The organism is Vibrio sp. T3Y01, from assembly GCF_013114525.1.
Lineage (GTDB): Bacteria > Pseudomonadota > Gammaproteobacteria > Enterobacterales > Vibrionaceae > Vibrio > Vibrio chagasii_B.
In genome coordinates this window covers 66,606-91,830 of the sequence record NZ_VTXJ01000019.1, presented here as the reverse complement: position 1 = coordinate 91,830, position 25,225 = coordinate 66,606, and the positions used below count along the sequence as shown (strand labels likewise).

The following is a 25,225-nucleotide window of genomic DNA, read 5'->3' as shown; positions in this document are numbered from 1 at the left end:
CCGCTCGCAAATCAGTCATCTTTTAGCATTTTTTTGATGTTGTCCTCATTCTGATACGAGGATTGTATCTTTATTAACCCTTGATTAATCGCATGTTTACACGCTTCTCTTATGTTACCGGTTGCAAGGCTCGCAGCCGGTGCGTTGTCGATAGCTTTGAGGTATACCCATTGGCTGCTGCGCTCTTTGAGACTTATCTCACGCGCCAGATTTGTCGACATCAGTAGCACATCTAATAACTCTTGATCGTTAATCGCAGTGTACGCGCGTGGCAAGAATGGGTAGTCAGCGATGCCCATGCGAACCGTGCGATTGATATTGCGTTCAGTCTCGAATTCATTCACCCAAGATTGAACCTTTCTGAACATGGCTTCAGGCGATGAATCACGATCTGAATTCGGTTCTATATAGAGCAGGTTGGCATCCGAGAAGTGGTAGACGCGAGATGGACCTTCCAGTTTCGACTTGAGGAACTCACCGAACGAATCTTCAAGCTCTAGACCTGCTTTATAGCCGTTCTGTGTGTACATATTGCGTAGGAAAGGCAAATCAATCATCACGAAGCGCAGACGGTCATTCAATGGTTCATGAATCAATTCACCCATCTGCCATTGTTCAAAGGTTTGGCTGGTTTGCTCTAAAGAGTTCGACAGTTTGGCGTTGAGCATTCTTAGGTTCGGCAGTTTCGAACGCGAGTGCGTAAAGAGGTCGGTGCGCAGTGAATCCACCTCTTTGGCCAAGGTTTGAATAATGTAGCCTCGGCGTAACACAAAGAAGAACAACACAATGCTGAATAGGAATAGTGCGAACGCGATCTTCTGGAACTTGCGATGTTCAAGTTTGTATTTCTCTAGCTCTTGAGCTTGTCCTGCGTAGTGTAAGGTCTGCTCGGCAAACTCTTTCTGTTGGCGGAATGCATCTTCGCCAACACGGTTGAGTTTTTGCTGCTCTAAAGAGACTAGGCTGTTGTACTGTTTGAGATTAGCGAGTGCCTGTTGAGGGCGACCTGCTTGTTCGTAACCCAAAGAGAGCAAGTAGTATGAGCGTTGTGATAAGCGTGAGTTCTCGACTTGGCGTGAGATCTCAAGCGCGCGTGTCGCATGCTTGATCACATCTTCACTCTCTTGAAGGTGGTAAGCCAGCCCAGCGGATAGGAGCGCAGCACGTCCTTCCAGCTTTGGAATATCGGTATACTCTAGCAGTTCAAGGGCACGGGTGAGGTACTGTTCTGCTAGAGGGTAATTATAAAGGCGTAGGTAAGTCGCTGATAAGCTTAAACGAATATCGATGACTTGGTAGATATCTCGGTCAGTACTTTCATGATCCAGTACGTTGAAGAAATGCACTAGGGCAAGGTTGTATTTGCCTTGGTAGAAGTACACATCACCCATTTTCTTAAGCACTTGTGCTAATACTGGGGAGTTTTCAAAGTTGTCATAAAAATCAGCAGCTTGAGATAGATGTTCTAGTGCTTTATCTAACACTTGGCGCTCAAAGAACAGTTGGGCCAGTAGGCGGTTTACTTTCGCTAACCGTGCACTTAGGTTGCCTTCCACTGATTTCCAGTAGCCATATAATAATTCGGACAGCGCGTGATTGTACTCTTTGTGGTTCAGGTAAAATTCACCGACTGCGATGTGGTAGTCGATGGATACTTTTTCGGAGTAGCGTTGATCGAGGTAATTCTTGGCTTCTTGGTAGAACTTTTCCGCTTCATCTACCTTGTTGTCGTATGACGCGATGTCAGCTTTCAACATGATTAAGCGGTAGGTGATGCCTTCGGTTAAGCGCAAGGTTTTACTTACTGACTCTAGGTTAGCTTCTATATTCTCTAGCGCAGTATTGGCTTTGTCGGATTTTTTATCATTGAGCCATATTAAACGAACTTTTAAGATCTCAAGATCCACCTTTAGATAGTCGAGCTTATAGGTTTTAGCGAGCTCAGAAGCTTTTTCGATGTGCTTAATCGCAATACGAATATTGCCAAGGTTGTACTCTGCTTTCGCTAAAATCTTGTAGGCATCGATACTGCTGTTAGGAGTACGGATCGAGGAGTCTGTCTCTTCGCGCGAAATCGCCGAAGGGCTTTTCTCGCGCTGATCAGAAAGGACACGAAGCGTCAGGTAGCTGTTGGCCATTTGTTTTGCTTGGCTTGGTTCAATCTCAACCAAGTTATTGGCTTCGTTGAGTAGCGCCGAGGAATAGACCGACGCATTCACCGAGGTGCTCAAGCTTAAAATAAATAGGCTAACAACGTATAACCAACGCATTTCAATGTCCTTTAAAGATTAGGTAGGTGCCAAATAAGTGTGTGGTTTGCCTATTATTGGCGAGCCATACGCTTATTGTGGTTTGGTCTATCTTGCTCTGTTGAACGGTATGGGTTGATATCTAGACCACCACGACGCGTGTAACGTGCAAACACAGTTAACTTCGAAGGCGCGCAGTATTTCATGATATCAGTGAAGATACGCTCAACACATTGTTCGTGGAATTCGTTGTGCTCACGGAAAGAAACTAAATAGCGCAGCAGGGCTTCACGGTCAATTTGCTTGCCTGAATATGCGATCTCAACGCTGCCCCAGTCTGGTTGATTGGTGATCAAGCAGTTCGATTTTAATAGATGGCTGTGCAGTGTTTCTTCCACCTCTTGCTCGCCAGCAGCACCTTCAAGCAGTGACGCTTCAAAGTCGTAGCTAGTGATTTGAATATCTTGGTTATCGATACATTCGCCTTCCATCGTCACGATAGGTTGGTTGGTGTAGTCGGTTACCGAGTTAACATTCACGATCACAGCTTCGCCTGCACATGCCGATAGGTCTTGCGTTAAGCGCTCAGTCACTTGTTCCCAGTTGTCGAATTGAGTCTGGTTGTAGCTGTTCAGGTATAGCTTGAAAGATTTTGATTCAATTAAATTTGGGCTAGTTGCTGGGATGAAAACTTCACCCACCGCCACTTGTGGTAGGCCATTTGTGTTCAGCCACGAAAGCTCGTACATGGTCCAAATATCATGACCAACAAAAGGCAATTCGCCGTTTAGCGCGAGATCATCACGATTCAGGCTACGCGGTACTGGTTGCAATAAACTTGCATCGTATTGGTTAGAGTACTCAGTTTTTTGGCCCAGCGTTAAACCCGCTAGTTCTTTTGCGTCAGAATATTTGCTCATACTTTCGTTTCAAATTCGATTAGAATGGGGTCGATTTTACTGAATCCCCTTTACCCTGTCATTAAGTCATCGCTTATTAGATAAGCTTATTCGGCAAGGAGAGGCTCAGATTCTATTTATTATTATGTGTTTAGGAGATTTTCATGACTCAACGTGCTCAAGACGCACTGGTTTCTTTTAGTCAACGATACGTTGACGCGTGGCAACAGCAACACCAAAGCTTACCTCGCAATGAGGAGTTGGTGGACATCGTATCGCCATGCGTAGAAGAAAAGAGCGGTGACGCCGTGTTATGGAAACACTATCCACGTGAGCAATTTGCTGATTTTACTAACGTAGAAACGGGCATTGAGCTAACACTGCATGAAGACATCAAAACCTTCTACGGTGCTCAATACAGCGCAGATATGAATGCGACATTTGACGGTAATGAGCTGACCCTTCTGCAAATTTGGAGTGATGAAGACTTCGAATGCCTGCAAGAAAACATTCTAGGTCACTTGGTAACGCAGCGTCGCCTAAAGCTGAAACCGACGGTTTTTATCGCAGCAACTGATGCTGAGCTGGATGTTATCTCTATCTGTAACTTAACTGGCAACGTGATTTTAGAGCGCTTAGGCACCAAACATCGTGATGTACTTGCTGAGACATTGGCTGAGTTTTTAGAAAAGTTACAACCAGCGGTATAAATAGATGTACGTACTAGAACTTCAATTTGAGTGTTTTGATAACACAACGGTAAGCGCTGTCGACAAGGCGGTGAATGGCTTAATGGATGCACTTCGTTATAACGGACAAGTGCTCGGCCGTGAGTTTCCTATCGTGATGGGTGACGGTGAATTTTATGTTCGCGTTGTGTGCCCGGAGCAAGATAGCTTGCACCCGCGTAACCACTCAGATTTCGTAAAAGTGTGCTTGGATCGTCTGTCTAATGCGAGCCTGCTTACTCCGAAAATGCGTTTGCTGGGTCGAGATTTGAACTCAGAAGAAGTGGCTGAAGATGAAGCGCCAAGTTGGCAAGTGCTGTACACCACCTTTGTGCACACCTGCTCACCGCTGCGCAGTGGTGATAGCTTGTTGCCGATCCCACTATACCGTAATCCACCGACCTTTAATGGCGACCATAAAGCTGTGCTGAAATGGCAGACTGAATGGCAAGCCTGTGATGAAGTACAAATGGGTGGTGGCTGTCGAGCTGAACACGCAACCTTGACGGAAATCAGCGATACCAAAAGCGTATTGTTTAAGCGTGGTTGGGGTTTGAGAGGGCGCATCGAATATCTGACTAAGATCCCCACTTACTATTACTTGTACCGTGTGGGCGGCACGAGTTTGAAAGATGAAAAAGAGCGTAAATGCCCGCAATGTGGCGGTGAATGGCTGCTAGATGCGCCGATCCACGATATTTTCTATTTCAAGTGTGATGACTGCCGTCTGGTATCAAATATATCTTGGGATCAACTTAAGTAATCCAGCTGAGCTTATTTAATCGTCAAGTTTAGGTGTCGAGGTATCAATCAGATGCTTCGATACCTGTTTGATTTATCCATTTTTCTCTTTCCCTGACTCTCTGTTTTATTCTCTTATCTGTTCTCAACTAGACCCATTTTGTGCTTTATGCCTCCATTTTTATCCCGAAGTATTCATCAGACTAATCCTACACCCATCAACTTTTTCTGATTTCAATAGTTAACTTGATCACAGTAATTGATCAGTTCTCTTTCAATTTATATTCCTCTCAATATAAATGGGATCGATCCCATGGGAATGTTCCCATTAATAAATAATAACCTGATTCTAGATCTGAAAGGAATGGACGATGAAACTGTTACCTATTGCTGCTGCACTCTCTACTGCGTTACTGACACCTAATTTATACGCTGATGAAACCACGCCATTGGAGTTCAATGGCTACATGCGGGGCGGCGTTGGCCTTAGTAATGAAGGCGGCTCAAACAGCAAGTGGGAGGTGAGTAAAGTTGGCCGACTCGGCAACGAAAATGACCTATATGGTGAGTTTGGCTTTAAGAAAGAGGTGTATGCTGAGGACGACGTTTCATTTTTAGTTGATTCCATGTTGTCGTACTGGCAAGGCCAAGATGAGAACGCGGCGGATAAAAGCGTTGATGTGGTTCAACTTAATGTTCAAGCGGTAGGACTTTTTGAAGATAAAGACATTGGTATTTGGGCGGGTGAGCGCTACTACCAACGCCATGATGTACACATTGTTGATAATTACTACTGGGATGTAAGTGGTATTGGTGCCGGTGTTGAACATATCAATATGGGACCAGGTAAATTATCGGTGGCATTGATTCAAGATACGGTGACAGGTGATGTGTTTGATGGCAAAGAAACCACAGCCATGATTGCTGATATACGCTATGCAGGTATTCCATTGTGGAACAATGCGGATCTTGAGGTTGGTATTGATATGAACTTCGCCAATGAAAAGCAGGGTCAAACGGTGGATGCGGATGATAGTGTGATGCTGACCGCCAGCTTAAATCAGAATTTAGTAGGTGGTTTCAACAAGACCATTCTTCAAGTTGCTAATTCTGGTTATGCTGAGCAGATGACGACCTTTGGGTCTGGTAAGGGTATCGTTCGTGATGCCAACAATAATGATGCGGATGGCTTTCGATTGATTAACTGGGGCGTACTAGAAATCGGTGAGAATATCGAATTTGGTCACACGGTGCGTTATGCCGCATCATCCGGTGTGGGTGCGAACAACAGTGATGATGAGTCGTTCAGTGCCGTGATTCGCCCGCTTTATAAGTGGGACAAGCGCATGCGTACCATCCTTGAAATTGGTGGCTTTGTGGAGACCATTGATAACCAAGACGGCGCGGGTGGTAAGTTTACCGTGGCTCAGGCTTGGGTACCGCAAGTGGGTTTCTGGTCTCGTCCTGAGTTCCGTATCTTTGCGACATACCTGAATGATGCAGAAAACGACAATGCTTTCGGTGAAGGTAAAAGCAGTGAAATGAGTGTCGGTATGCAAGTAGAAGCTTGGTGGTAAGCCGAGCCTCTCGAATTAACTGCGAGCAATAAAAAAGGGGCTGACATAATGTCAGCCCCTTCGGGTATCTATATGATGCTGCAGTTTAGGTGATTACCAACCTTTAACTACGCCACCTTGGAAGATGTCAGATGCCGCGTTGTACACTTCTTCAGTTTGGTAAGCTTTAACGAAGTTTTGTACGTTTTCAGCGTTTAGGTTCTCTTCACGAGATACAATTAGGTTCACGTATGGAGAATCTTTGTCTTCAACGAATACGCCATCTTTTTGTGGAGTCAGGTTGATAGAGCTCGCGTAAGTTGTGTTGATGATAGAAAGCGCTACGTCATCAAGAGAACGTGGCAGTTGTGCTGCGTCTAGCTCAACAATCGTTAGGTTTTTCGGGTTCTTAACGATGTCACGAACTGTTGCAAGAAGACCTGCACCTTCACGAAGCTCAAGTAGACCTTGTTGCTCAAGAAGCAGTAGAGAACGACCTAGGTTTGTCGGATCGTTTGGTACAGCGATGCGCGCGCCATCTTGGATTTCGTCTACCGATTTCACTTCTTTCGAGTAACCCGCAATTGGGTAAACAAACGTGTTACCAGCGATTGTCAGTTTGTAACCACGGTCAGCTACTTGCTGATCTAGGTATGGTGCATGTTGGAATGCGTTGATGTCGATAGAACCGTCATCTAGTGCTGCGTTTGGTGTTACGTAATCAGTAAAAGTAACCAGTTCAACGTCTAGGCCGTACTTCTCTTTCGCTACTTTAGCTGCAACTTCTGCAACCTGAGCTTCAGCACCTGCCATTACGCCTACTTTTACTTTAGACGTATCAACTTCTTTATCACCACAACCTGCTAGAACTAGCGCTGAAGCTGCCGCTGCGATAGTTAGTAAACCTTTAAGGCTAAATTTCATAATAATCTCCTTTTAATAAATCTATTTAATTTGGTTCAGACGACTCTTGTCTTAGTTAGCGTGCGTTTTAACGCTGAGTCTTTATCTGTGGTCAACGCGGCGAACTAATGAATCACCGATTGATTGAATAATTTGTACAAGCACAATCAACATCACTACTGTTACAGCCATGATGGTCACATCGTAACGGTGGAATCCGTAACGAATCGCCACATCACCTAGGCCACCGCCACCAACCGTGCCTGCCATTGCTGAGTAGCTCACTAGGGTAACGAGTGTGATGGTTACTGAGTTGATAATAGTCGGTAGTGCTTCAGGAAGCAGAACTTTGCTAATGATTTGTGTTGGTGTCGCGCCCATTGATTGCGCTGCTTCAACTAGGCCCGTTGGTACTTCAAGCAGTGCACTTTCGATAAGACGAGCAACAAATGGGATTGCACCAATGGTTAGTGGAACAATCGCCGCTGTTGTACCGATAAAGGTGCCAATCAGCATCTTGGTCAGTGGGATAATCGCTACCATCAATACTAAGAAAGGCACTGAACGGCCCACGTTGACTACCGCGCCAAGAATTTGGTTAAGCTTGGTGTTTTCTAGCAAGCCGCCTTTTTTGGTGGTGTGTAGAATCACGCCTAGGGGAATACCGACAGCAAAGCCAACGATGCCAGCGACAGCTACCATGTAAAGTGTTTCGCCCGTTGCTTCTAATAGAAGGTTACCGTTAAGGCTGATCCAGTCAGCAATCTCGTTGAAACTAAAGGACATAACCAAGCACCTCTACTTTTACATTGTTATCGCGTAGGAATTGGATAGCAGCATTATCATCTGATTCGTTGCCGAACAGTTCAGCCACCATCATGCCGAACTTCACACCACCGGCGTAATCAAGGTCAGAGCTTAGAATGCTGACATCGATAGTAAATTTACGAGCGATTTGCGTCATTAGTGGAGCATCAACGGTTGCACCTGTGAACTCAAGGCGTACCAGAGGGTAACTGCCATCGACTCGAGTTTCTTGCAAGCGTGCTTGGTAATCTTCAGGGATCGTTAGATCTAAGGTTGAACGAATAAATTGATGCGCTAACTCAGTCTTAGGATGCGCAAAGATGTCGCCAACCGTGCCTTTCTCTACCAATTCACCACCACCGATGATCGCTACTTCGTGACAGATGCTCTTAACCACATCCATTTCATGCGTAATAAGCAGGATAGTAATGTGTAGCTTACGGTTGATTTCACGCAACAGTTCAAGGATCGATTGAGTGGTTGCAGGATCCAGAGCGCTGGTCGCTTCATCACACAGCAGTACTTTCGGGTCTGATGCCAGTGCACGAGCAATCGCGACACGTTGCTTTTGACCACCACTTAGGTTTGCAGGGTAAGTATCACGCTTGTCTGCAAGGCCAACCAGTTCAAGTAGCTCACTGACTTTCGCTTCGATAACCGCTTTATCTTTACCGGCTAGCTCTAGAGGAAGTGCTACATTGTTAAATACAGTACGAGAAGACAGCAGGTTGAAGTGCTGGAAAATCATGCCGATGTTACGGCGCGCTTCGCTAAGCTCTGATTTGCTGAGTTTTGTTAGGTCGATACCATCAACAATCACTTCACCCGAAGTCGGGGCTTCCAACATATTTACACAGCGGATTAGGGTACTTTTGCCTGCACCTGAAGAGCCTATGACTCCAAAGATTTGACCTTGAGGAATGTGGAGGTTGATATCAATTAAGGCATTGATTTCTTTAGTGCCTTGATAAAAAACCTTATTGACTTGATTCACTTTAATCATAGAGAAACCCGTGCAGGTAGAACAGAATAATATGTCGATAGCTCGCTCGATTTACAGATGATGCTATGGTGTTCCGTGATCTAAGTCAATAGATATTTTTACGTCTAGACGGCTAAACGTCGATTGTATTGCTAAGATGGAAACAAATCGTTAACGAACGCAAAACTAAATAGATAGTGATGAAGCAAATAAAGCGTGTAATAATTAATGATTAATAGAGAGTTGATAGAGAACAAAATTTTGTCTAAACCTGCTGTTTTTTTAGATCGTGATGGTGTGATTAATGTTGATCACGGCTATGTACATGATGAGCATGACTTTGAATACATCGATGGTGTGTTTGAAGCGGCGAAAGCGTTTAAAGATATGGGTTATTTATTGGTGCTTGTGACTAACCAGTCTGGTATTGCTCGCGGCATGTTTAGTGAAGACCGTTTTCTCTCTTTAACGCAGTGGATGGATTGGAACTTTGTCGATAATGGCGTTGAGCTGGATGGCATTTATTACTGCCCTCACCATGCTGAACACGGTATTGGTGACTACAAGCAAGATTGTGATTGCCGTAAGCCAAAGCCTGGCATGTTCATTTCCGCACGTGACTTTCTAAAGATTGATATGGCTAACTCCGTAATGATCGGCGATAAAGCTGAAGACATGATGGCTGCAGAAGCGGCAGGTGTTGGCACTAAGGTATTGGTAAGAACCGGTAAACCAATCACTGAAAAGGGTGAAGCTTTGGCAAGCGTTGTCCTTGATAGCATTGCGGACGTGCCTGCTTTCCTGAAAGGCTAAGACATGTCACGACCTTTACCGGTATAAAGATGAGGAACGAAGTATGAAAGCTATGTTGGTAGCATCTCTATGTACGGTAGCATTAGTGGGGTGCTCTAAATCAGCAGCGCCGGATAGTGCTGCATCGGACAATCAATTCGTGACTTATCAATGTGAGTCTGGCGTTTCATTTGAAGTGGCTTACCTTGATAATGAGAAAGCGGTATTACGTTTACCTGAAAATGAATACCGTCTGACTCAAGTGGCAGCAGGTTCTGGCACCAAATACATCTTAGATGATGGTACTGCGGAGCTTATCAACAGCGTCACTTTACGTACTAAAGGTGACAACGCACGTCTAGAACTTGGCCGTGTGGTCTATCGAAACTGCCGAAAGTAAGTCATAGTTAACGACTAAGATTTACAAACAGTTAAGTGAGGGATTATGCCCTCACTGCTTATTTTCCTCCCTTTAACGTTAGACTTTTTATGAGCAAAAAACTCACTATTCTCGATATTGCTAAGCTGTCCGGTGTTGGTAAGTCAACCGTATCTCGCGTTCTGACCAATGATCCTAAAGTCAAACCTGAAACCCGTGAAAGGGTGGAAAGAGTAATTCAAGAATCTGGGTACACGCCTTCAAAGTCTGCGCAATCAATGCGTGGTGGCAGCCAAAAAGTCATCGGCGTGATCATCTCTCGTTTGGACTCTCCCTCTGAAAACAAAGCGGTAAGTACTATGCTAGCTGAGTTGTATCTAGCAGATTACGATGTAGTGATCATGGAAAGCCAACTCGACAGAGACAAAGCCAATGAACACCTTCAGGTTCTAAAGCGTCGCAATGTGGATGGCATCATTGTGTTTGGCTTTACGGATTGTGACATCCCTGCTATCGAAGCTTGGGGGCACAAAGCTGTGGTGATTGCGTTGGATACTGAAAACGTAACGTCTATTAACTATGACAACCAACAGGTGATCAACAGTGCGTTAGCGCATCTGTCGGATCAGGGGATCTCCGATGTTGGATTTATTGGTGTCGATCCTAGCGATAAATCAACCGGTGAACTTCGTCTCAAGGCTTATCTAGATTGGTGCGAGAACAGTGGGGTGATTGCGAATTATCGTACAGGTCAACTTCATCATGAAAGCGCTTATCAGTTAGTGGATGAGGTACTGACTCCTACAACCCAAGCGATTGTCTGCGCCAGTGACACATTAGCTCTTGGTGTAATCAAGCGCCTGCAAGAGCGACAACGCGAAGATGTGGTGGTGACTGGCGTTGGTGGTAACGATCTTCTCTCTTTCTTGTTTCCTCGCGTATTTAGTATTGATCCTGGCTATCAATCTGCAGGCAAGTTGGCAGCTAATTTATTGATATCTCAGCTTTTAGGTAATACAGAGATCTCTCATCACACTCAATCACCAATTCAATAATCCACTCAATTAAGCGAAATTGAACCGCTTAGATTAAAATTAGAGTGTGATCTCTTTCAATTAATGGGACTGTTCCCATTTTAATTTATCATTCAGCTAGGCATTATAATAACCAGTTTTGGGAATGTTCCCATAAATCTAAGCCTGAGTGATTGTGACTGAATGGTTTAGATGATTCATTGAATGAAACCGGGGTGGGGTAGTATGAGTAAGATAGCGAAGCAAGACATTACGCGTCTTATCGAGTTAGTCGGCGGCAAAGAAAATATTGCGAGTGTCAGCCATTGTCTGACTCGTCTGCGTTTTGTATTGAATGAGACAGAACAAGCAAATAAAGCAGAACTAGAAAAGCTCAAGCTAGTTAAAGGCTGCTTTACCAACGCAGGTCAATTCCAAGTAGTTATTGGCACCGAAGTTGATGAAGTGTACGCACTTCTGATTGAGCAAACGGGTAAAGAGGCCTCATCAAAAGATGAAGCGAAGCTAGCCGCTCGTCAGAACATGAACTTCCTTGAACGTGGTATCTCCCATTTAGCCGAAATTTTTGTACCACTGCTGCCTGCTATTATTACTGGTGGTTTGATTCTTGGTTTCCGTAATGTGATTGGCGACATTCGCATGTTCGACGGCAAAACCTTAGTTGAAATCAGCCAATTCTGGGCAACCGTTCACTCTTTCTTGTGGCTGATTGGCGAAGCGATTTTCTTCTTCCTACCGGTTGGTGTGTGTTGGGCGACGGTTAAGAAGCTCGGCGGAACCCCTATTTTGGGTATCACGCTCGGTGTGACCTTAGTGTCGCCGCAGCTGATGAACGCTTACATGATAGGTAAATCGGTACCTGAGGTGTGGGACTTTGGCTTGTTCGTGATCGAGAAAGTCGGTTATCAGGCTCAGGTGATACCTGCGATGCTAGCGGGTGTGGCTCTGGCATTCATTGAAACCAACCTTAAGCGCATCGTGCCTGCTTACTTGTACCTTGTGGTTGTGCCATTTGTATCGATCATTTTGTCTGTGATTCTAGCGCACGCTTTCATTGGTCCATTCGGTCGTATGCTGGGTGATGGCGTCGCATTCGCAGCGAAAGCGGCCATGACAGGTGATTTCGCGATTCTTGGTTCAGTGGTATTTGGCTTCCTTTACGCACCTTTGGTTATTACGGGTATTCACCACACAACCAACGCCGTCGATTTGCAGTTGATGCAAGATTTAGGCGGTACGCCAATCTGGCCTTTGATTGCGCTATCTAATATTGCACAAGCTTCAGCGGTTGTTGGCATCATTATCTTAAGTAAACGCGAAGGTGAACGAGACATCTCGGTTCCAGCAGCAATCTCTGCCTACTTAGGTGTGACAGAGCCTGCGATGTACGGCATCAACTTGAAATACAAATTCCCAATGCTGAGCGCAATGATCGGCAGTGCCGCTGCGGCTGCAATCTGTGGTAGTGCCGGTGTGATGGCGAATGGTATCGGGGTTGGTGGCTTGCCGGGCATCTTATCTATTCAACCGCAATATTGGTCTGTTTACTTAATTGCGATGCTGGTGGCGATTGTATTACCTGTAACCTTGACGCTGTTCTTCTACAAGCGCGCACAGTCAAAAGGTGAGCTCGAAACCGCAAACGCGTAACGCATTTTATAAGCGATGACTTCAATTGAGTCATCGCTTTTTCTCTTAGTTATAGCTTTTTATTTTAGTTATAACGGCTATTCGACCATGATTCACATGGTGATTTTAATTTATATTTTTGGTAAGTGAGTGTTAGAGATGGCGATGACTGAACATGATGAAAGCTGGTGGAAAACCGCAACCATCTATCAAATCTACCCAAAGAGCTTTTGTGACAGTGGAAGCAAAGGAACTGGTGATATCAAAGGGATCATTTCGAAACTGGATTACCTCAAACACTTGAGTGTCGATGCAATTTGGTTAACTCCGGTTTACGCATCGCCAATGATTGATAACGGCTACGATATTTCAGATTACTACGCGATTAACCCTCAATTCGGCACTATGGAAGACTTCGACTTATTGCTGGCTGAAGCACATCAGCGTGGTATTCGTATCGTGATGGATATTGTGGTTAACCATACCTCCACTGAGCATGTATGGTTCCAATCTGCTTTGGGCGACAAAAACAGCCCTTACCGCGATTATTATATCTGGAAAGATCCAGTAGATGGTCAAGCTCCAACTAACTGGCAGTCTAAGTTCGGTGGCAATGCGTGGGAACTCGATGAGGCGACTGGTCAATATTACCTTCACCTGTTTGCCAAAGAGCAAGCCGACCTGAACTGGGAGAATCCGGTCGTTCGTGAAGAAGTGAAAGACGTTATCAGCTTCTGGGCTGAGAAGGGCGTCGACGGTTTCCGCTTAGACGTGATTAACCTGATTTCAAAGCAGCAAGATTTCCCTAATGACGATATCGGTGATGGTCGCCGTTTTTACACCGACGGCCCACGTGTGCATGAGTATCTAAAAGAGATCAGCGAAGCGGTATTCAAGAAATATGGCAGCGTGACGGTTGGTGAGATGTCTTCGACGACACTCGAGCATTGCCAGCAGTACTCAAACATTGATAACAGTGAGTTATCGATGGTGTTTAACTTCCACCATCTTAAAGTGGATTACACCAATGGTGAGAAGTGGACTAATGCACCATTTGATTTCTTGCAACTCAAATCGATCTTCAACCATTGGCAAACAGGCTTAAATGGAAAAGGTTGGGGCGCGCTGTTTTGGTGTAACCATGACCAACCGCGAGTGGTGAGCCGTTTAGGTGATGATAAGAACTACCGTGTTGAGTCGGCTAAAATGCTGGCGGCGTCTGTCCATATGATGCAAGGCACGCCTTATATCTATCAAGGTGAAGAGATTGGTATGACGAATCCAGGTTATACCGAAATTAGCCAGTATCGTGATGTAGAGAGTACTAACATGTACGACATCATGGTCAATCGCGATGGTGTGGAGCATAAAGATATGATGGCGATTCTAGCGCAGAAGTCTCGTGATAACTCTCGTACACCGATGCAATGGAATAGCGAAGCATATGCGGGCTTTTCAAAAGCTCAGCCATGGCTGGATGTTGCGAACAACTACCCTGAGATCAATGCAGAGCAAGCACTGGAAGACACAGACTCGGTGTTTTATTTCTACAAGAGTTTGATTGAACTTCGTAAAGAAGTGCCTGTGATTACTCATGGTAGTTATCAAGATTTGCTACCTGAGCACCCATCGGTATTTGCGTATTCTCGTGAGAGTGAAGAGCAGACTCTACTGTGTATTAATAACTATTATGGTGAAGGGTCGGAATGTACTTTACCTGAGCGTTTTGATATGACGAATGCCAAGTGCTTGCTTTCTAACTATCAAGAGACAGATGGCTCAGTAACATCGCATCATCAAGTATTGCGCCCTTACGAGACTCGTATTTTGTTGATTGAGGGCTAGCTAGCCAGGTCACTTTATTAAGGTATATCTAAACACAAAATAAAGCTCATGATCTTTAGTACCCCAGTAGGTCATAAGCTTACCAACAAGGCTTTGGATTGCTCCCCAAAGCCTTTTTTACATCAGTGTGCTGCAGTTAGTATCACTAGGCTTTTTCTATTGCTGTCAGCTTAGCTGCTGATTCCTCAATGGTGGATTGTTCCACTGACATCAATTCAATCTGCTCAATCAGGCCAATCGTTGGGTTGAACCAGCGCTCAGACGATGTACCAAACTCTGCTGAATCCATACCGACACAGCCAATGTAGTAAGTGTTTTTCTCCGTAAGATTCGCAGCTTCGATCGATTTACCCGAAACAGTGAAGCTTTTACGTACACCTGTTTCATTGATTTCTTGCTGCCAAGTAACTTGGCATGACGCATCAGTTGGCAGTGATTGCACCCACTGGTGATCCTCAAAGTCACTCAACATATTCGCGACGGCTTCTCCATCAAGCGTGATCTGCAGTGAAATGGTTTCTTCGCTGATATCAATAATTGGGTTGCTCTCTTTTACGTCTGTTCCTTTCAAACGGAACAGTGGGCTGCTGTACATCATTCTTGTGATGTATTGGCTACCAATGAAGTAAGCATTGGTGATTTCGTGTAACCCACGGTCAGGACCTGCAAAATAAATGCTGCCGTCTTCTTGTGTGCCTTCAGCATTCGTCATGATGTCTTCAGAGACATAAAACTCGGTGATGCCGTAATTGATCAGGTCGTTGATAACTTGAATTTCCGCTTCATTGCCTGACTCTGATTCTAAACCTGCAATGACGAGCTCACCACTTAACGGCGTGAAGTTCATCGTCATCGAGCCTTCATTTTCACCATCTTTGGTAAATGCGTATTTCAATGCTGTGCTTGTTTGAGGCGCGAATTGAGAGTCATTGATTGGGTAATCGACTTGATTGCTTGGGCCTTTATTGCCATTGGTTGAACCAGAAGAAGAGCCGCCTCCGCCGCCACAGCCATAAAGAGCAAAAAGAGAAGTCGCAAGCAGCGTCATGGTTTTTTTCATGTGAAGCATTCCTAATAATGTTGTTGACCGTGAGCGGTCGGATGTTTTTAGGAATGCTATTGATATGAGGGTTTATAGGGCAAAAAACGAAGACACATGAAACCTTAATTTATATTTAAGTTGCTGTTATTAATGGTTTTATATTGTTTAGTCCGATAGTTGATGCCCGACAGCGGTACAGTAATTTAGCATCAGATTTTCCCACTGCTTGATGATCAGCGGCTCTTTGACACTGAGTTTTAGATTTTTCCAAGGCTGAAGGCAGGTCGATTTTGACTCTGGCTTGGATAAGCGCGCAAACAGTTCTTCCGATGGAACGACTCGTAGTAAGGCAACCAAAGACTCCATGTAGTTGAGGCGAAACTTATCCATGTCTCCTTGCTTATAAGCGATGTGAGATACCACCATATAAACCAGAGCATTTTCGATAGTCGAGTTTCCGGCGGTGTTGGTTAAGAATTCCTTCGAAGTTTGCAGATCTCTCAACTTGAAGTGAATAATCCCCAGCCACAGCTTAAGTTCGTCTGGAATCAACTTAAAGTGGGTTTGCACTAGGCTAGTAAATCGAATCAGTCGCTGGTGATCTGTCTCAAATAGCGCTAGCTGGCGAGCGATCAGCGTTGAGGTCATCACGTTGAGTGGTACGTTCTCAAGATCGATAGTCGTGCCATTCAATAGAGCACTTAATGCGTGATTGTCGACAGACCATTCCGGATAGAGCGGAGCAGGCAGAGCAAAGTAGCTCGCAAGTTCTTGGTTAATCTCCATCAAGCTCTCGCTGAGATTGTCTATCTCAATAGAATAAACGCCACGAAAGGCAAGCTTACCTGAGCTCGGGTAGATAAGGCTGACCTTGGCTGCGAGTCGTTTGTCGACCTCTTGGTCCTTCAGCTGAATATTAAGCAGATAGTCACTGGTGCGCATGTTCTTTGCACCAGGGAAGAAAGGAGAGCTATCTATCGGGTCTAGGAAGTAACTTGGGGCATCTTGGTTGGCTAAATCGGTATAGGCGTACTCAATTTGTTGTTGAAGCAACAGAGCTTTAACCATCTTGCGATAATGTCTTGCATTGTCACCGACCGCATCGATGCGATTGAGTAGCAGCTCAACCTTAGGAATTAACCTCTGTTCACGTTCAACCTCAGAGGCATGGTTCGACGAATGCCATAACATGTAACCCAAGCTTGCTGTAGTGATCAGTAACACCAGAGTCGTTAACAGGAGAACAGAGGTCACTAGCGTCGGAGTCTTTCGCGCTTTCGGTTGTTCTGTTTCCAAAACTGTTTCTGCTGCTGCATTAGATAAGCTGACCGAGCTAGGGCTAAGAAAGTAGCCTTTGCGGGGGTAAGTGACCAAAATCTTGGTAGCGTCGCTCTCAGGCAAGTGTTTTTGTAGTACCGAGCGAAGTGTGCTGATTCGGTTGGTGAGTACGTTTTTGGAGATGAAATTACTTTGCCAAACTGCCGAGATAATTTGCTCTGCCGCTAATGGCTCTCCGACGCTCGTGAGAAATAGCTCAAGTAACTCGATAGAACGAGGCTCTAAATCGATGACCTGCTCGTTGCAACTCAAGACACGTGTTATTGGGTTGAATTCTAAACCTTCAATGAAGATCGAGGTTTGAGTGTCTTTGGCGCTGGAGAGGTAATCTTGCATAACGAAAGAGGGGTAGCTTATAAAAGCTAAATACTAGCTGTTTTCGTTATGAAAAACAGCTAGTAATTCATTGATTGGATAGCTAGTGTTAAGACGCGTAGTTCACCGAGTAGCGTGTGGGCTTATGATTCATCGCTAGTACGATATTCAATACTGCTGTACCTAGCACTGACACTGCAATCACCCAAGGCGATACAAAGAAGAATGAGGCAAACAGAATACACGCGTCGATCGCCATTTGAGTTTTACCCACTGAGATGCCGTAGCGATCTTGAATAAATAGACACAAGACGTTGAAGCCGCCTAAGCTCGAACGATGACGGAATAGAATCAGCATACCCAAGCCCATCAATAAACCACCGGCTACTGCACAGTAGATCTCATTATGAACTTCGAGCGAAATAACCAAGTATAAATGATCGGCAAACACAGACACTAAAGCGCCGGAAATCGCACTGCTGATCGCAAAGCTGCGACCAAAACGTTTCCACGCCAATAGATAGAATGGACAGTTAGCGACAAAGTATAGAATACCGAAGGTTACAGGTAAAAATTGACTCAACAGTAGAGCCAAACCAGTAGTACCACCGGTAAGCAGGTGCGCAGACTGTAAAAAGAAGACGCCTAACGCTACTAAAAACGTGCCCGTCAGGACTGCAATCCAATCTTCTTTACGTGAGTGTTTTTCCATCGTTTTAATAATTACCTAATCAATAAAGGCGTGCATAGTAGAGAAAAACTTAAGCTTTCGGTAGCTAGAGGGGCAAAATTAAGGTAAACCTATGTAATCTGCGTTTTACAGGGTGTAAATCGTAAAATTGACAGTAAGGAACATCTTTGGTTGGATAAGCCCAATAACCATGATGAATCTTATTTGTGATTATGAAAAAACTGCATGATAAAATTGCAATTAGCTCTTTATGACCTAGATCAAATTATGTAGAATGCGTCACATCAAAACGGTGACGGAAACGTTTGCTTTCGGTCGTTGTGTGGTTTTTTTGAAACTTTCAGTACAATCTGAGTCAGGAGATACAGATGCTTAAGCGTGACATGAACATTGCTGATTACGATGCGGATCTATTCGCAGCTATCCAAGAAGAAACTCTTCGTCAGGAAGAGCACATCGAACTTATCGCTTCAGAAAACTACACAAGCCCACGTGTAATGGAAGCTCAAGGTTCTCAGCTAACAAACAAATACGCTGAAGGCTACCCAGGCAAGCGTTACTACGGTGGTTGTGAGTACGTAGACAAAGTTGAAACTCTAGCAATTGAACGTGCATGTGAGCTGTTTGGTGCCGAGTACGCGAACGTACAGCCTCACTCAGGTTCTCAAGCAAACAACGCTGTATACATGGCGCTACTGAACGCAGGCGACACAGTTCTAGGTATGAGCCTAGCGCACGGTGGTCACCTAACTCACGGTTCTCCAGTAAACTTCTCTGGTAAGCTTTACAACATCATCCCTTACGGTATCGACGAAGCAGGCCAAATCGATTACGAAGAGATGGAAAAGCTGGCTATCGAGAACAAACCTAAGATGATCATCGGTGGTTTCTCTGCTTACTCTCAAATCTGTGATTGGAAGCGCATGCGTGAAATCGCTGACAAAGTAGGTGCTTACCTATTCGTAGATATGGCTCACGTAGCTGGTCTAATCGCGGCAGGTGTTTACCCGAACCCAGTTCCACACGCGCACGTTGTTACAACAACAACGCACAAAACGCTAGCAGGCCCACGTGGCGGTCTAATCCTTTCTAACGAAGGCGAAGACCTTTACAAGAAGCTGAACTCAGCAGTATTCCCAGGCGGCCAAGGTGGTCCTCTAATGCACGTTATCGCTGGTAAAGCAGTAGCGTTCAAAGAAGCTCTAGAGCCAGAGTTCAAAGAATACCAAGCACGCGTAGTTGCTAACGCAAAAGCAATGGTTGCTGAATTCCTTGAGCGTGGTTACAACATCGTTTCAGGTTCTACAGAGAACCACCTGTTCCTAGTTGACCTAATCAACAAAGACATCACAGGTAAAGAAGCAGACGCAGCACTAGGTGCAGCAAACATCACAGTAAACAAGAACTCAGTACCAAACGACCCTCGCAGCCCGTTTGTAACGTCAGGTATCCGTATCGGTTCTCCTTCTATCACTCGTCGCGGTTTCTCAGAAGCAGACGCGAAAGAGCTAGCAGGTTGGATCTGTGACATCCTAGATAACATGGGTGATGAGTCTGTTATCGAAGCGACTAAAGCAAAAGTGCTAGAGATCTGTAAGCGTCTACCAGTTTACGCTTAATTTTTTCTTCGTAGTAATTTGAACTTGGTTGTCGAGCATGCTCACTTACATTCGTAAGCTCCGCGTGCTGTCCTAGAATTTCAAACAACTACTTTGAAAAACACTTTTAAAGGGACTCATAGAGTCCCTTTTTTATTGGTATAGAAATGCTTAGAGCGCGAACGAATTTCTGTGTCGCACATACTCATTTGCTAGCGCAAACTCCGTGTGAGCTCCTTGAATTTCGCTCATCTACTTTGAAAAATGCTTTTAAAGGTCCCTTTTGGGGCCTTTTTGTTTTAGGGAAGGGGGCTGAAAACTCTATGTCTTTTCCTTGAACTAAAGCTATTTGATTGAAAAATGATGATTTTAAAGGCTCCTGTTGGGAGCCTTTTTTGTATCTGATGGTCAGCTGATGAGAATCGAGAGAAGCGGGTATTAAAAAGGGCTAATGCTTTCACATTAACCCTTTGTATTTGTTGTTTGTGTTGGTTCTACTTTTTGATGCTAAGTAGGGTACCTGATTTACACTTGAACGAGTAGTAATGACGGCTTTCATTAAACTTACCTAAGCCTTCGCCATCGCAGTAGTCGATGTTGATGTCACGCATTACTTCTAGTGTATCTTCGCTGTTCAAAGCGAATTTAGAGCCATCAGAACAGACGATACGTACTCTCTCATCGTGGCTTACAGAGTAAATATCGACTTCGGTATTACACAGCTCAAAAGAGGCTTCACGAAAATTGTCTTGCTGAGTATTTGAAGCGCAACCCGCAGTAAGCGTTGCAGCGAACACTGCCAAAAGTCCGAGTCTTTTCATTGTTAATCCTTCACTATCATCAAGTTGGGTGATGAGTTTTTATATGCTATTTGAGGTAGCCTATACAACTACACGCTACGATTCAAGGCGCGTTCTTAGAGTCTAAGATATAAAAAGAGAGTAAGGAGGAGATAATTTATATTCTGCCGGCTATGTTGGTTGAAACTTACACCAATAAAAAAGACCAACATCGAGTTGGCCTTTGTCTATCAATCTGAATTTACACCATTATCTAAACTGTTTTGCTTCTGGCAGGTATTCAAAACCCGCAGAGGCAAGTTTAGCGATTAAGGCTGCTTTGTCGATTTCGTAGAAGTTAACCACTCGGTCCAAGTCTCCGCCGAAGTCGTCACGTAGCTTCATGTTGACGATGCTCATCAACATAACAGGATCCATCTTTGCAAAATTAGCGAGGTTCATATTAGTCCTCGAAATCTGAAATAAGTAGGTTAGCAGCTGCAAATGCTGCGCGTTCGCGAGCTTCTTTAGGAAGAGATTCATCTGCTGCAAGGTCGTTTAATGTTTTTACTGCGCAGGTGATCGCTTGAGGGATGTAGCCTTGGTCGCCACTACCAATTTGAGAGTACAGTTCACGTACCAAATCACAACAATCGTATACTTTCATTTTTATACCTAACCAAATGATAACTGCTCTCAATATACACATAGAGATAAGCAAAAACAAAGTGGATCTGACGAAGATCAGAGTTAGTTTGTCCTTGCTCAATATCTCATTTTATTACGCTTCAGTTTGTCACTTTATTAGGTGACCAGTTAACCAATGATTGGTCGACTAGCCCGTGACTTGCTGCTCAAGTTGGTATTTCACTTCATCTGCAAGGTTGAGTTGCTTGGCGAGCTCTTTGAGATAAGCTTTTTCCATGAAGTTCTGCTCGTCGGCCACAATCAAAGAGGCTAAGTAGATCTCACTGGCTTGTTGCGGTGAGCTTGCGAGTTGAGCAATTTCGCTCGGATCGAGCGGTTTGTGCAGCTCTTCAGACACTAACTTAGTCAGCTGATAATCCGCGCCCATGTTTTCGACGGCTTGTTCAATTTTAGCCATCTCTTGCTCATCGACATGACCGTCCGCTTTAGAAGCTGCAATCATCGAACGTAGAATCAGCAGGTTATGACAAGTATCCTGCTCATTGAAAGTGGCTTGCGGAGATGAGTCCGGAGTGCCTTGTTTAGCTTGGTAATCGTTATATACCTTGTATGCCAATGCACCAAGCGCAGCTGCTCCACCAATACCCACGGCCTTCTTGCCAATCTTCTTGGTTTTCTTTGAGCCCATGAGAGCTCCTAGCAACCCGCCACCAACTGCTCCTGCACCTAATGCACCAAGTGTACTTTTGCTGCTGCCTTTACTGCCTTGTGTAAGACCGCTTAGGCCAGATGAGCTTTGTGAGAGTTTCTGAGTGCCTTGTTTAACAAGGTCTGACTTAAGTGCTTGGTTAAGTAGGCTTTTAAGATCCATCGATACCTCCAATGGTAAACGCGTCTAATGAGTTGATGAATCCAATATACGTATTTAAAGATGAACCGGGGATTAACTTACGTTATTTACTTTATCGAGAAATGAGAGAGTGAGTGAAGGTGAAGAGGGGAAATAAAAAAGGCCGCCAGATGGCAGCCTTCTATTATTTGCTTTGCAAGATCACTTACTTTGCTGAGTTTGCTTATTTAGCAAATTGAGAAGTAACGTGTTCAACGATTGAATCGATAGCAACCGCTTCTTTAGTACCAGCACGACGGTTCTTGTACTCGAAGTTACCTTCTTTCATTGAGCGGTCGCCGATCACGATAGTGTGAGGGATACCAATTAGCTCGATGTCAGAGAACATTACGCCTGGACGCTCTTTACGGTCATCGAATAGTACTTCGATACCCATAGCTGTTAGTTCAGCATATAGCTTCTCAGCCGCTTCTTTAACTTCTTCAGACTTGTGCATGTTCATAGGAACGATAGCAACTTGGAAAGGTGCTAGTGCATCCGGCCAGATGATGCCGTATTTGTCATGGTTCTGCTCGATTGCAGAAGCAACAACACGTGATACACCGATACCGTAACAACCCATCTCAAGGATAACGTTCTTACCGTCAGGACCAAGCACGCCACAGTTCATCGCTTGTGAATAAACGTTACCTAGTTGGAAGATATGACCAACTTCGATACCACGTTTAAGCTGAAGTGTACCTTTACCACATGGGCTTAGGTCGCCTTCGATTACGTTACGTAGGTCTTCTACTTGAGCAAGCTCAACGTCACGACCCCAGTTGATACCGAAGTAGTGCTTACCATCTACGTTTGCACCAGCGCCAAAGTCGCTCATTACAGCAACAGAGCGGTCAACGATGAATGGTAGCTCTAGGCCTACAGGACCAAGTGAACCTGGACCAGCGCCAACGAGTGCACGAATTTCTTCTTCAGAAGCCATCTCTAGTGGAGAAGCAACTTGTGGAAGGTTTTCCGCTTTCACTTCGTTCAGTTCGTGGTCGCCACGGATGATTAGAGCAATGATGTCTGCATCTACTTCATCAGAAGCTTTAACGAATAGAGTCTTAACGGTTTTCTCGATTGCTAGACCGTGTTGCTCTACCAATTCTGCGATAGTTTTCGCGTTTGGAGTATCAACCAGTTCCATCTCTTGAGTTGGTGCAGCAGCTTCTTCAGTTGGAGCTAGTGCTTCCGCTTTCTCGATGTTTGCTGCGTAATCAGATTCTGTAGAGAATGCGATTAGGTCTTCGCCGCTTTCAGCGAGTACGTGGAACTCTTGAGAACCACTACCACCGATAGCGCCTGAGTCTGCTAGTACTGGACGGTACTCAAGACCCATGCGGTCGAATGCATTACAGTAAGCATCGTGCATCGCTTGGTAAGACTTTTCTAGGCCTTCTTTGTCGATATCGAAGCTGTACGCATCCATCATAGAGAATTCACGAGCACGCATCACGCCGAAACGTGGACGACGCTCATCACGGAATTTCGTTTGAATCTGGTATAGGTTTAGCGGCAGTTGTTTGTACGAGTTAACTTCGTTACGAACTAGGCTCGTGATTACTTCTTCAGCTGTTGGGCTAAGAACAAACGGACGAGAATGGCGGTCAGTAAAGCGCAGTAGTTCTGGGCCCATTTTTTCGCTACGACCAGTCTCTTCCCATAGCTCAAACGGCTGCACTACGGGCATTAAAGTCTCAACTGCACCTGCATTATCGATCTCTTGGCGAACGATGTTTTCGACTTTACGCAGCACACGCAGACCGGTAGGTAGCCAAGTGTATAAACCTGAAGCTAGCTTACGGATCATACCTGCACGTAGCATCAGCTGGTGGCTGATAACTTCTGCGTCGTTTGGAGTCTCTTTCAGAGTAGAAAGAAGATAGTTACTGGTACGCATTCTATGGTATCCGTTTCATCATTAATAAAAGTAAATTTACTGCCGCTATTGGCAGCAGTAAATCCGATATAGCCGCATATAATATCAGCCTATTTGGGATCTCAAAAGCGTTCAATGTCAGTTACATTGATGAAAAACGCCTCAACAACGAATTTCACGTTAAGATCGAACAAATTTACCGCATATTCCTTGTTGTCTGGCTTGCCTTTCTTATAGGCAGGGCGAGGATCTTGGCCTAATACCTCTTTGATCACTTGAATAATATGGCGCGCCTCTGGGTGCTGTGCCAGTTTGCTTTGTGCCTGCTGTGAAAAGTTAACCTCTAACACCTCTGGCTCTTCGGCTGCAAACCCTCCCTGTGCGTCCGGAATGGAATCGGAGTAGGGGATGTAAGGCTTGATGTCGATAATTGGTGTTCCGTCGACTAAATCGACACTGCCAAGGTCTAGCCAAGTTTGCCCTTTATCTTGAGATACGCCTTTTAACTCCACCGCTGACATGCCAATTCCGTTGGGTCTAAATGTGGCACGAGACGCAAAAACTCCAATACGTTCATTACCACCCAGTCGAGGTGGTCTCACCGTCGGCTTCCAGCCCGCTTCAAGGTTTTTGTCGAACAGAAATAAGAGCCACACATGGCTGAATTGTTCGATGTTGCGAACCGACTCTAGGCAGTTTGCCGCGTCAACAAGCTTTACTTTAGAGGTTGATGTTGGCACCAACCTAGGCTGCCTTGGTACCGCGAACTTCTCTTTATAGGGAGATTCTATAAAGCCAATAGGCTCAATGGAGTACATAGGTAGAAGGTCTCTAATTACGATTTATGGTCGGAAAATATCATAAAACGACTTGTTTTTCTTTTGATAATAATTATCATTTGTAATGTTATAACGTATCAAATAATAATTTAGGGGAAAACAGATGAAACCAAATATCCATCCTGATTACCGCACTGTGGTTTTTCATGACACCAGTGTTGATGAATACTTCTTGATAGGTTCAACCTTGAAAACGGACCGTACGATCGAATGGGAAGATGGCAATACTTACCCTTACTTCACTATCGAAGTGTCTTCAAAGTCTCATCCTTTCTATACCGGAAAACAGAGAGTGCTACATAAAGAAGGTCGTGTGGCGAACTTTACTCGCCGCTTTGGTCAATTGGGTAAGGGAGCTAAATAGATGAAGGTTGTAAAATCACTTAAAAGTGCCAAGAGCCGTCACCCGGATTGTCAAATCGTAAAGCGTAGAGGGCGCCTCTATGTAATCTGCAAAACCAACCCAAGGTTCAAAGCGGTTCAAAAATAAGCAGTCAATTTGATGTGACACACCTGTAAAAAACGAGGGGAAAGTCAAACTTTATTCATTTAACGTTTTTTCTTTTCCTTCATATGCAAGTTGATTAAATACCGAGTGATTGTTTATCGTACGATGAACTTTATTTTTAAACTAATCAAGAGGTTATATCGTAAGTTATA

At 44.7% G+C, this 25,225-nt stretch carries 25 protein-coding genes; 11 read left to right on the top strand and 14 right to left on the bottom strand.

Annotated features, from left to right (window positions below; translation table 11 throughout):
- Window positions 1-11: 11 nt before the first annotated feature.
- Together F0232_RS18670 and queF are read right to left on the bottom strand one after the other, a co-directional pair.
- Window positions 12-2,270: a lipopolysaccharide assembly protein LapB gene (locus F0232_RS18670; RefSeq protein WP_105057507.1), complete on the bottom strand. Its 2,259-nt coding sequence runs from the start codon at window positions 2,268-2,270 to the stop codon at window positions 12-14.
- Between the two features lie 53 nt (window positions 2,271-2,323).
- Window positions 2,324-3,169: an NADPH-dependent 7-cyano-7-deazaguanine reductase QueF gene (queF, locus tag F0232_RS18665; RefSeq protein ID WP_105057506.1), complete on the bottom strand. Its 846-nt coding sequence runs from the start codon at window positions 3,167-3,169 to the stop codon at window positions 2,324-2,326.
- 143 nt (window positions 3,170-3,312) lie between these two features.
- On the opposite strand from queF, the gene syd reads away from it, so the two are divergent.
- The 3 genes from syd to F0232_RS18650 all read left to right on the top strand — a co-directional run bounded on the left by syd (window position 3,313) and on the right by F0232_RS18650 (window position 6,194).
- Complete coding sequence (gene syd / locus F0232_RS18660; protein WP_105057505.1) at window positions 3,313-3,858, top strand: SecY-interacting protein; 546 nt, start codon at window positions 3,313-3,315, stop codon at window positions 3,856-3,858.
- 4 nt (window positions 3,859-3,862) lie between these two features.
- The gene (locus tag F0232_RS18655; RefSeq protein WP_061032583.1) at window positions 3,863-4,639 is read left to right on the top strand and encodes a Zn-ribbon-containing protein; all 777 of its coding nucleotides are present in this window, start codon (window positions 3,863-3,865) and stop codon (window positions 4,637-4,639) included.
- 349 nt (window positions 4,640-4,988) lie between these two features.
- On the top strand, window positions 4,989-6,194 hold the full coding sequence (locus tag F0232_RS18650; protein ID WP_105057504.1) for a carbohydrate porin: 1,206 nt from the start codon (window positions 4,989-4,991) through the stop codon (window positions 6,192-6,194).
- A gap of 93 nt (window positions 6,195-6,287) precedes the next feature.
- On the opposite strand, the gene F0232_RS18645 is transcribed toward F0232_RS18650, so the two are convergent.
- The 3 genes from F0232_RS18645 to metN form a co-directional block, all read right to left on the bottom strand.
- Entirely contained in the window at window positions 6,288-7,097 is an 810-nt protein-coding gene (locus F0232_RS18645) for a MetQ/NlpA family lipoprotein (RefSeq protein WP_061032585.1), read from the bottom strand.
- An 81-nt stretch (window positions 7,098-7,178) separates the two neighbouring features.
- On the bottom strand, window positions 7,179-7,862 hold the full coding sequence (locus F0232_RS18640) for a methionine ABC transporter permease (RefSeq protein WP_008222912.1): 684 nt from the start codon (window positions 7,860-7,862) through the stop codon (window positions 7,179-7,181).
- Window positions 7,852-8,886 carry a methionine ABC transporter ATP-binding protein MetN gene (metN, locus tag F0232_RS18635; RefSeq protein ID WP_105057503.1) on the bottom strand — a complete coding sequence of 345 codons (1,035 nt, stop codon included), beginning with the start codon at window positions 8,884-8,886 and terminating at the stop codon, window positions 7,852-7,854. The genes F0232_RS18640 and metN overlap by 11 nt, the downstream gene beginning before the upstream one ends.
- A gap of 240 nt (window positions 8,887-9,126) precedes the next feature.
- On the opposite strand from metN, the gene gmhB reads away from it, so the two are divergent.
- From gmhB to treC, 5 genes are all read left to right on the top strand, one after another.
- The gene (gene gmhB, locus F0232_RS18630) at window positions 9,127-9,678 is read left to right on the top strand and encodes a D-glycero-beta-D-manno-heptose 1,7-bisphosphate 7-phosphatase (RefSeq protein WP_004738542.1); all 552 of its coding nucleotides are present in this window, start codon (window positions 9,127-9,129) and stop codon (window positions 9,676-9,678) included.
- Window positions 9,679-9,721: 43 nt separating this feature from the next.
- Window positions 9,722-10,057 carry an MliC family protein gene (locus tag F0232_RS18625; protein ID WP_061032587.1) on the top strand — a complete coding sequence of 112 codons (336 nt, stop codon included), beginning with the start codon at window positions 9,722-9,724 and terminating at the stop codon, window positions 10,055-10,057.
- Window positions 10,058-10,146: 89 nt separating this feature from the next.
- Window positions 10,147-11,091 carry a trehalose operon repressor TreR gene (gene treR, locus F0232_RS18620; RefSeq protein WP_105057502.1) on the top strand — a complete coding sequence of 315 codons (945 nt, stop codon included), beginning with the start codon at window positions 10,147-10,149 and terminating at the stop codon, window positions 11,089-11,091.
- Between the two features lie 204 nt (window positions 11,092-11,295).
- Window positions 11,296-12,720 (top strand): PTS trehalose transporter subunit IIBC, encoded by a 1,425-nt coding sequence (gene treB, locus F0232_RS18615; protein ID WP_205416617.1) that lies wholly within the window; start codon window positions 11,296-11,298, stop codon window positions 12,718-12,720.
- A 138-nt stretch (window positions 12,721-12,858) separates the two neighbouring features.
- Window positions 12,859-14,544 (top strand): alpha,alpha-phosphotrehalase, encoded by a 1,686-nt coding sequence (gene treC, locus F0232_RS18610; protein ID WP_105057500.1) that lies wholly within the window; start codon window positions 12,859-12,861, stop codon window positions 14,542-14,544.
- Between the two features lie 145 nt (window positions 14,545-14,689).
- Here treC and F0232_RS18605 read toward each other — a convergent pair whose 3' ends face one another.
- From F0232_RS18605 to F0232_RS18595, 3 genes are all read right to left on the bottom strand, one after another.
- Entirely contained in the window at window positions 14,690-15,604 is a 915-nt protein-coding gene (locus F0232_RS18605; RefSeq protein WP_105057499.1) for a hypothetical protein, read from the bottom strand.
- A 147-nt stretch (window positions 15,605-15,751) separates the two neighbouring features.
- Entirely contained in the window at window positions 15,752-17,260 is a 1,509-nt protein-coding gene (locus F0232_RS18600; RefSeq protein ID WP_105057498.1) for a winged helix-turn-helix domain-containing protein, read from the bottom strand.
- Between the two features lie 88 nt (window positions 17,261-17,348).
- Window positions 17,349-17,951, bottom strand: a complete 603-nt coding sequence (locus F0232_RS18595) for a YitT family protein (RefSeq protein WP_061032592.1) — start codon at window positions 17,949-17,951, stop codon at window positions 17,349-17,351.
- A 347-nt stretch (window positions 17,952-18,298) separates the two neighbouring features.
- Here F0232_RS18595 and glyA point away from each other — a divergent pair, with 347 nt between their 5' ends.
- Window positions 18,299-19,549, top strand: a complete 1,251-nt coding sequence (gene glyA / locus F0232_RS18590; protein ID WP_004738553.1) for a serine hydroxymethyltransferase — start codon at window positions 18,299-18,301, stop codon at window positions 19,547-19,549.
- A gap of 473 nt (window positions 19,550-20,022) precedes the next feature.
- Here the strand turns inward: glyA and F0232_RS18585 are convergent, their stop codons facing one another.
- The 6 genes from F0232_RS18585 to tsaA all read right to left on the bottom strand — a co-directional run bounded on the left by F0232_RS18585 (window position 20,023) and on the right by tsaA (window position 24,544).
- Window positions 20,023-20,349 (bottom strand): hypothetical protein, encoded by a 327-nt coding sequence (locus F0232_RS18585; protein ID WP_008222921.1) that lies wholly within the window; start codon window positions 20,347-20,349, stop codon window positions 20,023-20,025.
- Window positions 20,350-20,577: 228 nt separating this feature from the next.
- Window positions 20,578-20,769 carry a DUF4250 domain-containing protein gene (locus tag F0232_RS18580; RefSeq protein WP_105057497.1) on the bottom strand — a complete coding sequence of 64 codons (192 nt, stop codon included), beginning with the start codon at window positions 20,767-20,769 and terminating at the stop codon, window positions 20,578-20,580.
- 1 nt (window position 20,770) lies between these two features.
- Window positions 20,771-20,974, bottom strand: coding sequence for a YaeP family protein (locus tag F0232_RS18575; protein ID WP_004738556.1), 204 nt, complete (start codon window positions 20,972-20,974; stop codon window positions 20,771-20,773).
- 168 nt (window positions 20,975-21,142) lie between these two features.
- The gene (locus F0232_RS18570) at window positions 21,143-21,826 is read right to left on the bottom strand and encodes a tellurite resistance TerB family protein (RefSeq protein ID WP_105057496.1); all 684 of its coding nucleotides are present in this window, start codon (window positions 21,824-21,826) and stop codon (window positions 21,143-21,145) included.
- Window positions 21,827-22,028: 202 nt separating this feature from the next.
- The gene (locus F0232_RS18565; protein WP_004738559.1) at window positions 22,029-23,747 is read right to left on the bottom strand and encodes a proline--tRNA ligase; all 1,719 of its coding nucleotides are present in this window, start codon (window positions 23,745-23,747) and stop codon (window positions 22,029-22,031) included.
- Between the two features lie 101 nt (window positions 23,748-23,848).
- A complete protein-coding gene (gene tsaA / locus F0232_RS18560; protein WP_061032595.1) occupies window positions 23,849-24,544 on the bottom strand; it encodes a tRNA (N6-threonylcarbamoyladenosine(37)-N6)-methyltransferase TrmO in 696 nt (231 codons plus the stop codon).
- Between the two features lie 124 nt (window positions 24,545-24,668).
- Between tsaA and F0232_RS18555 the strand changes: the two genes are divergently transcribed.
- Both F0232_RS18555 and ykgO read left to right on the top strand, forming a co-directional pair.
- Window positions 24,669-24,929, top strand: a complete 261-nt coding sequence (locus F0232_RS18555) for a type B 50S ribosomal protein L31 (protein ID WP_008222928.1) — start codon at window positions 24,669-24,671, stop codon at window positions 24,927-24,929.
- Entirely contained in the window at window positions 24,930-25,055 is a 126-nt protein-coding gene (gene ykgO / locus F0232_RS18550) for a type B 50S ribosomal protein L36 (RefSeq protein ID WP_005380299.1), read from the top strand.
- Window positions 25,056-25,225: the final 170 nt, after the last annotated feature.

Coding starts and splice junctions, on each gene's coding strand:
- F0232_RS18670 (WP_105057507.1), bottom strand. CDS start 2,270: ATGCGTTGGTTATACGTTGTTAGCCTATTTATTTTAAGCTTGAGCACC.
- queF (WP_105057506.1), bottom strand. CDS start 3,169: ATGAGCAAATATTCTGACGCAAAAGAACTAGCGGGTTTAACGCTGGGC.
- syd (WP_105057505.1), top strand. CDS start 3,313: ATGACTCAACGTGCTCAAGACGCACTGGTTTCTTTTAGTCAACGATAC.
- F0232_RS18655 (WP_061032583.1), top strand. CDS start 3,863: ATGTACGTACTAGAACTTCAATTTGAGTGTTTTGATAACACAACGGTA.
- F0232_RS18650 (WP_105057504.1), top strand. CDS start 4,989: ATGAAACTGTTACCTATTGCTGCTGCACTCTCTACTGCGTTACTGACA.
- F0232_RS18645 (WP_061032585.1), bottom strand. CDS start 7,097: ATGAAATTTAGCCTTAAAGGTTTACTAACTATCGCAGCGGCAGCTTCA.
- F0232_RS18640 (WP_008222912.1), bottom strand. CDS start 7,862: ATGTCCTTTAGTTTCAACGAGATTGCTGACTGGATCAGCCTTAACGGT.
- metN (WP_105057503.1), bottom strand. CDS start 8,886: ATGATTAAAGTGAATCAAGTCAATAAGGTTTTTTATCAAGGCACTAAA.
- F0232_RS18625 (WP_061032587.1), top strand. CDS start 9,722: ATGAAAGCTATGTTGGTAGCATCTCTATGTACGGTAGCATTAGTGGGG.
- treR (WP_105057502.1), top strand. CDS start 10,147: ATGAGCAAAAAACTCACTATTCTCGATATTGCTAAGCTGTCCGGTGTT.
- treB (WP_205416617.1), top strand. CDS start 11,296: ATGAGTAAGATAGCGAAGCAAGACATTACGCGTCTTATCGAGTTAGTC.
- treC (WP_105057500.1), top strand. CDS start 12,859: ATGGCGATGACTGAACATGATGAAAGCTGGTGGAAAACCGCAACCATC.
- F0232_RS18605 (WP_105057499.1), bottom strand. CDS start 15,604: ATGAAAAAAACCATGACGCTGCTTGCGACTTCTCTTTTTGCTCTTTAT.
- F0232_RS18600 (WP_105057498.1), bottom strand. CDS start 17,260: ATGCAAGATTACCTCTCCAGCGCCAAAGACACTCAAACCTCGATCTTC.
- F0232_RS18595 (WP_061032592.1), bottom strand. CDS start 17,951: ATGGAAAAACACTCACGTAAAGAAGATTGGATTGCAGTCCTGACGGGC.
- glyA (WP_004738553.1), top strand. CDS start 18,299: ATGCTTAAGCGTGACATGAACATTGCTGATTACGATGCGGATCTATTC.
- F0232_RS18585 (WP_008222921.1), bottom strand. CDS start 20,349: ATGAAAAGACTCGGACTTTTGGCAGTGTTCGCTGCAACGCTTACTGCG.
- F0232_RS18580 (WP_105057497.1), bottom strand. CDS start 20,769: ATGAACCTCGCTAATTTTGCAAAGATGGATCCTGTTATGTTGATGAGC.
- F0232_RS18575 (WP_004738556.1), bottom strand. CDS start 20,974: ATGAAAGTATACGATTGTTGTGATTTGGTACGTGAACTGTACTCTCAA.
- F0232_RS18570 (WP_105057496.1), bottom strand. CDS start 21,826: ATGGATCTTAAAAGCCTACTTAACCAAGCACTTAAGTCAGACCTTGTT.
- F0232_RS18565 (WP_004738559.1), bottom strand. CDS start 23,747: ATGCGTACCAGTAACTATCTTCTTTCTACTCTGAAAGAGACTCCAAAC.
- tsaA (WP_061032595.1), bottom strand. CDS start 24,544: ATGTACTCCATTGAGCCTATTGGCTTTATAGAATCTCCCTATAAAGAG.
- F0232_RS18555 (WP_008222928.1), top strand. CDS start 24,669: ATGAAACCAAATATCCATCCTGATTACCGCACTGTGGTTTTTCATGAC.
- ykgO (WP_005380299.1), top strand. CDS start 24,930: ATGAAGGTTGTAAAATCACTTAAAAGTGCCAAGAGCCGTCACCCGGAT.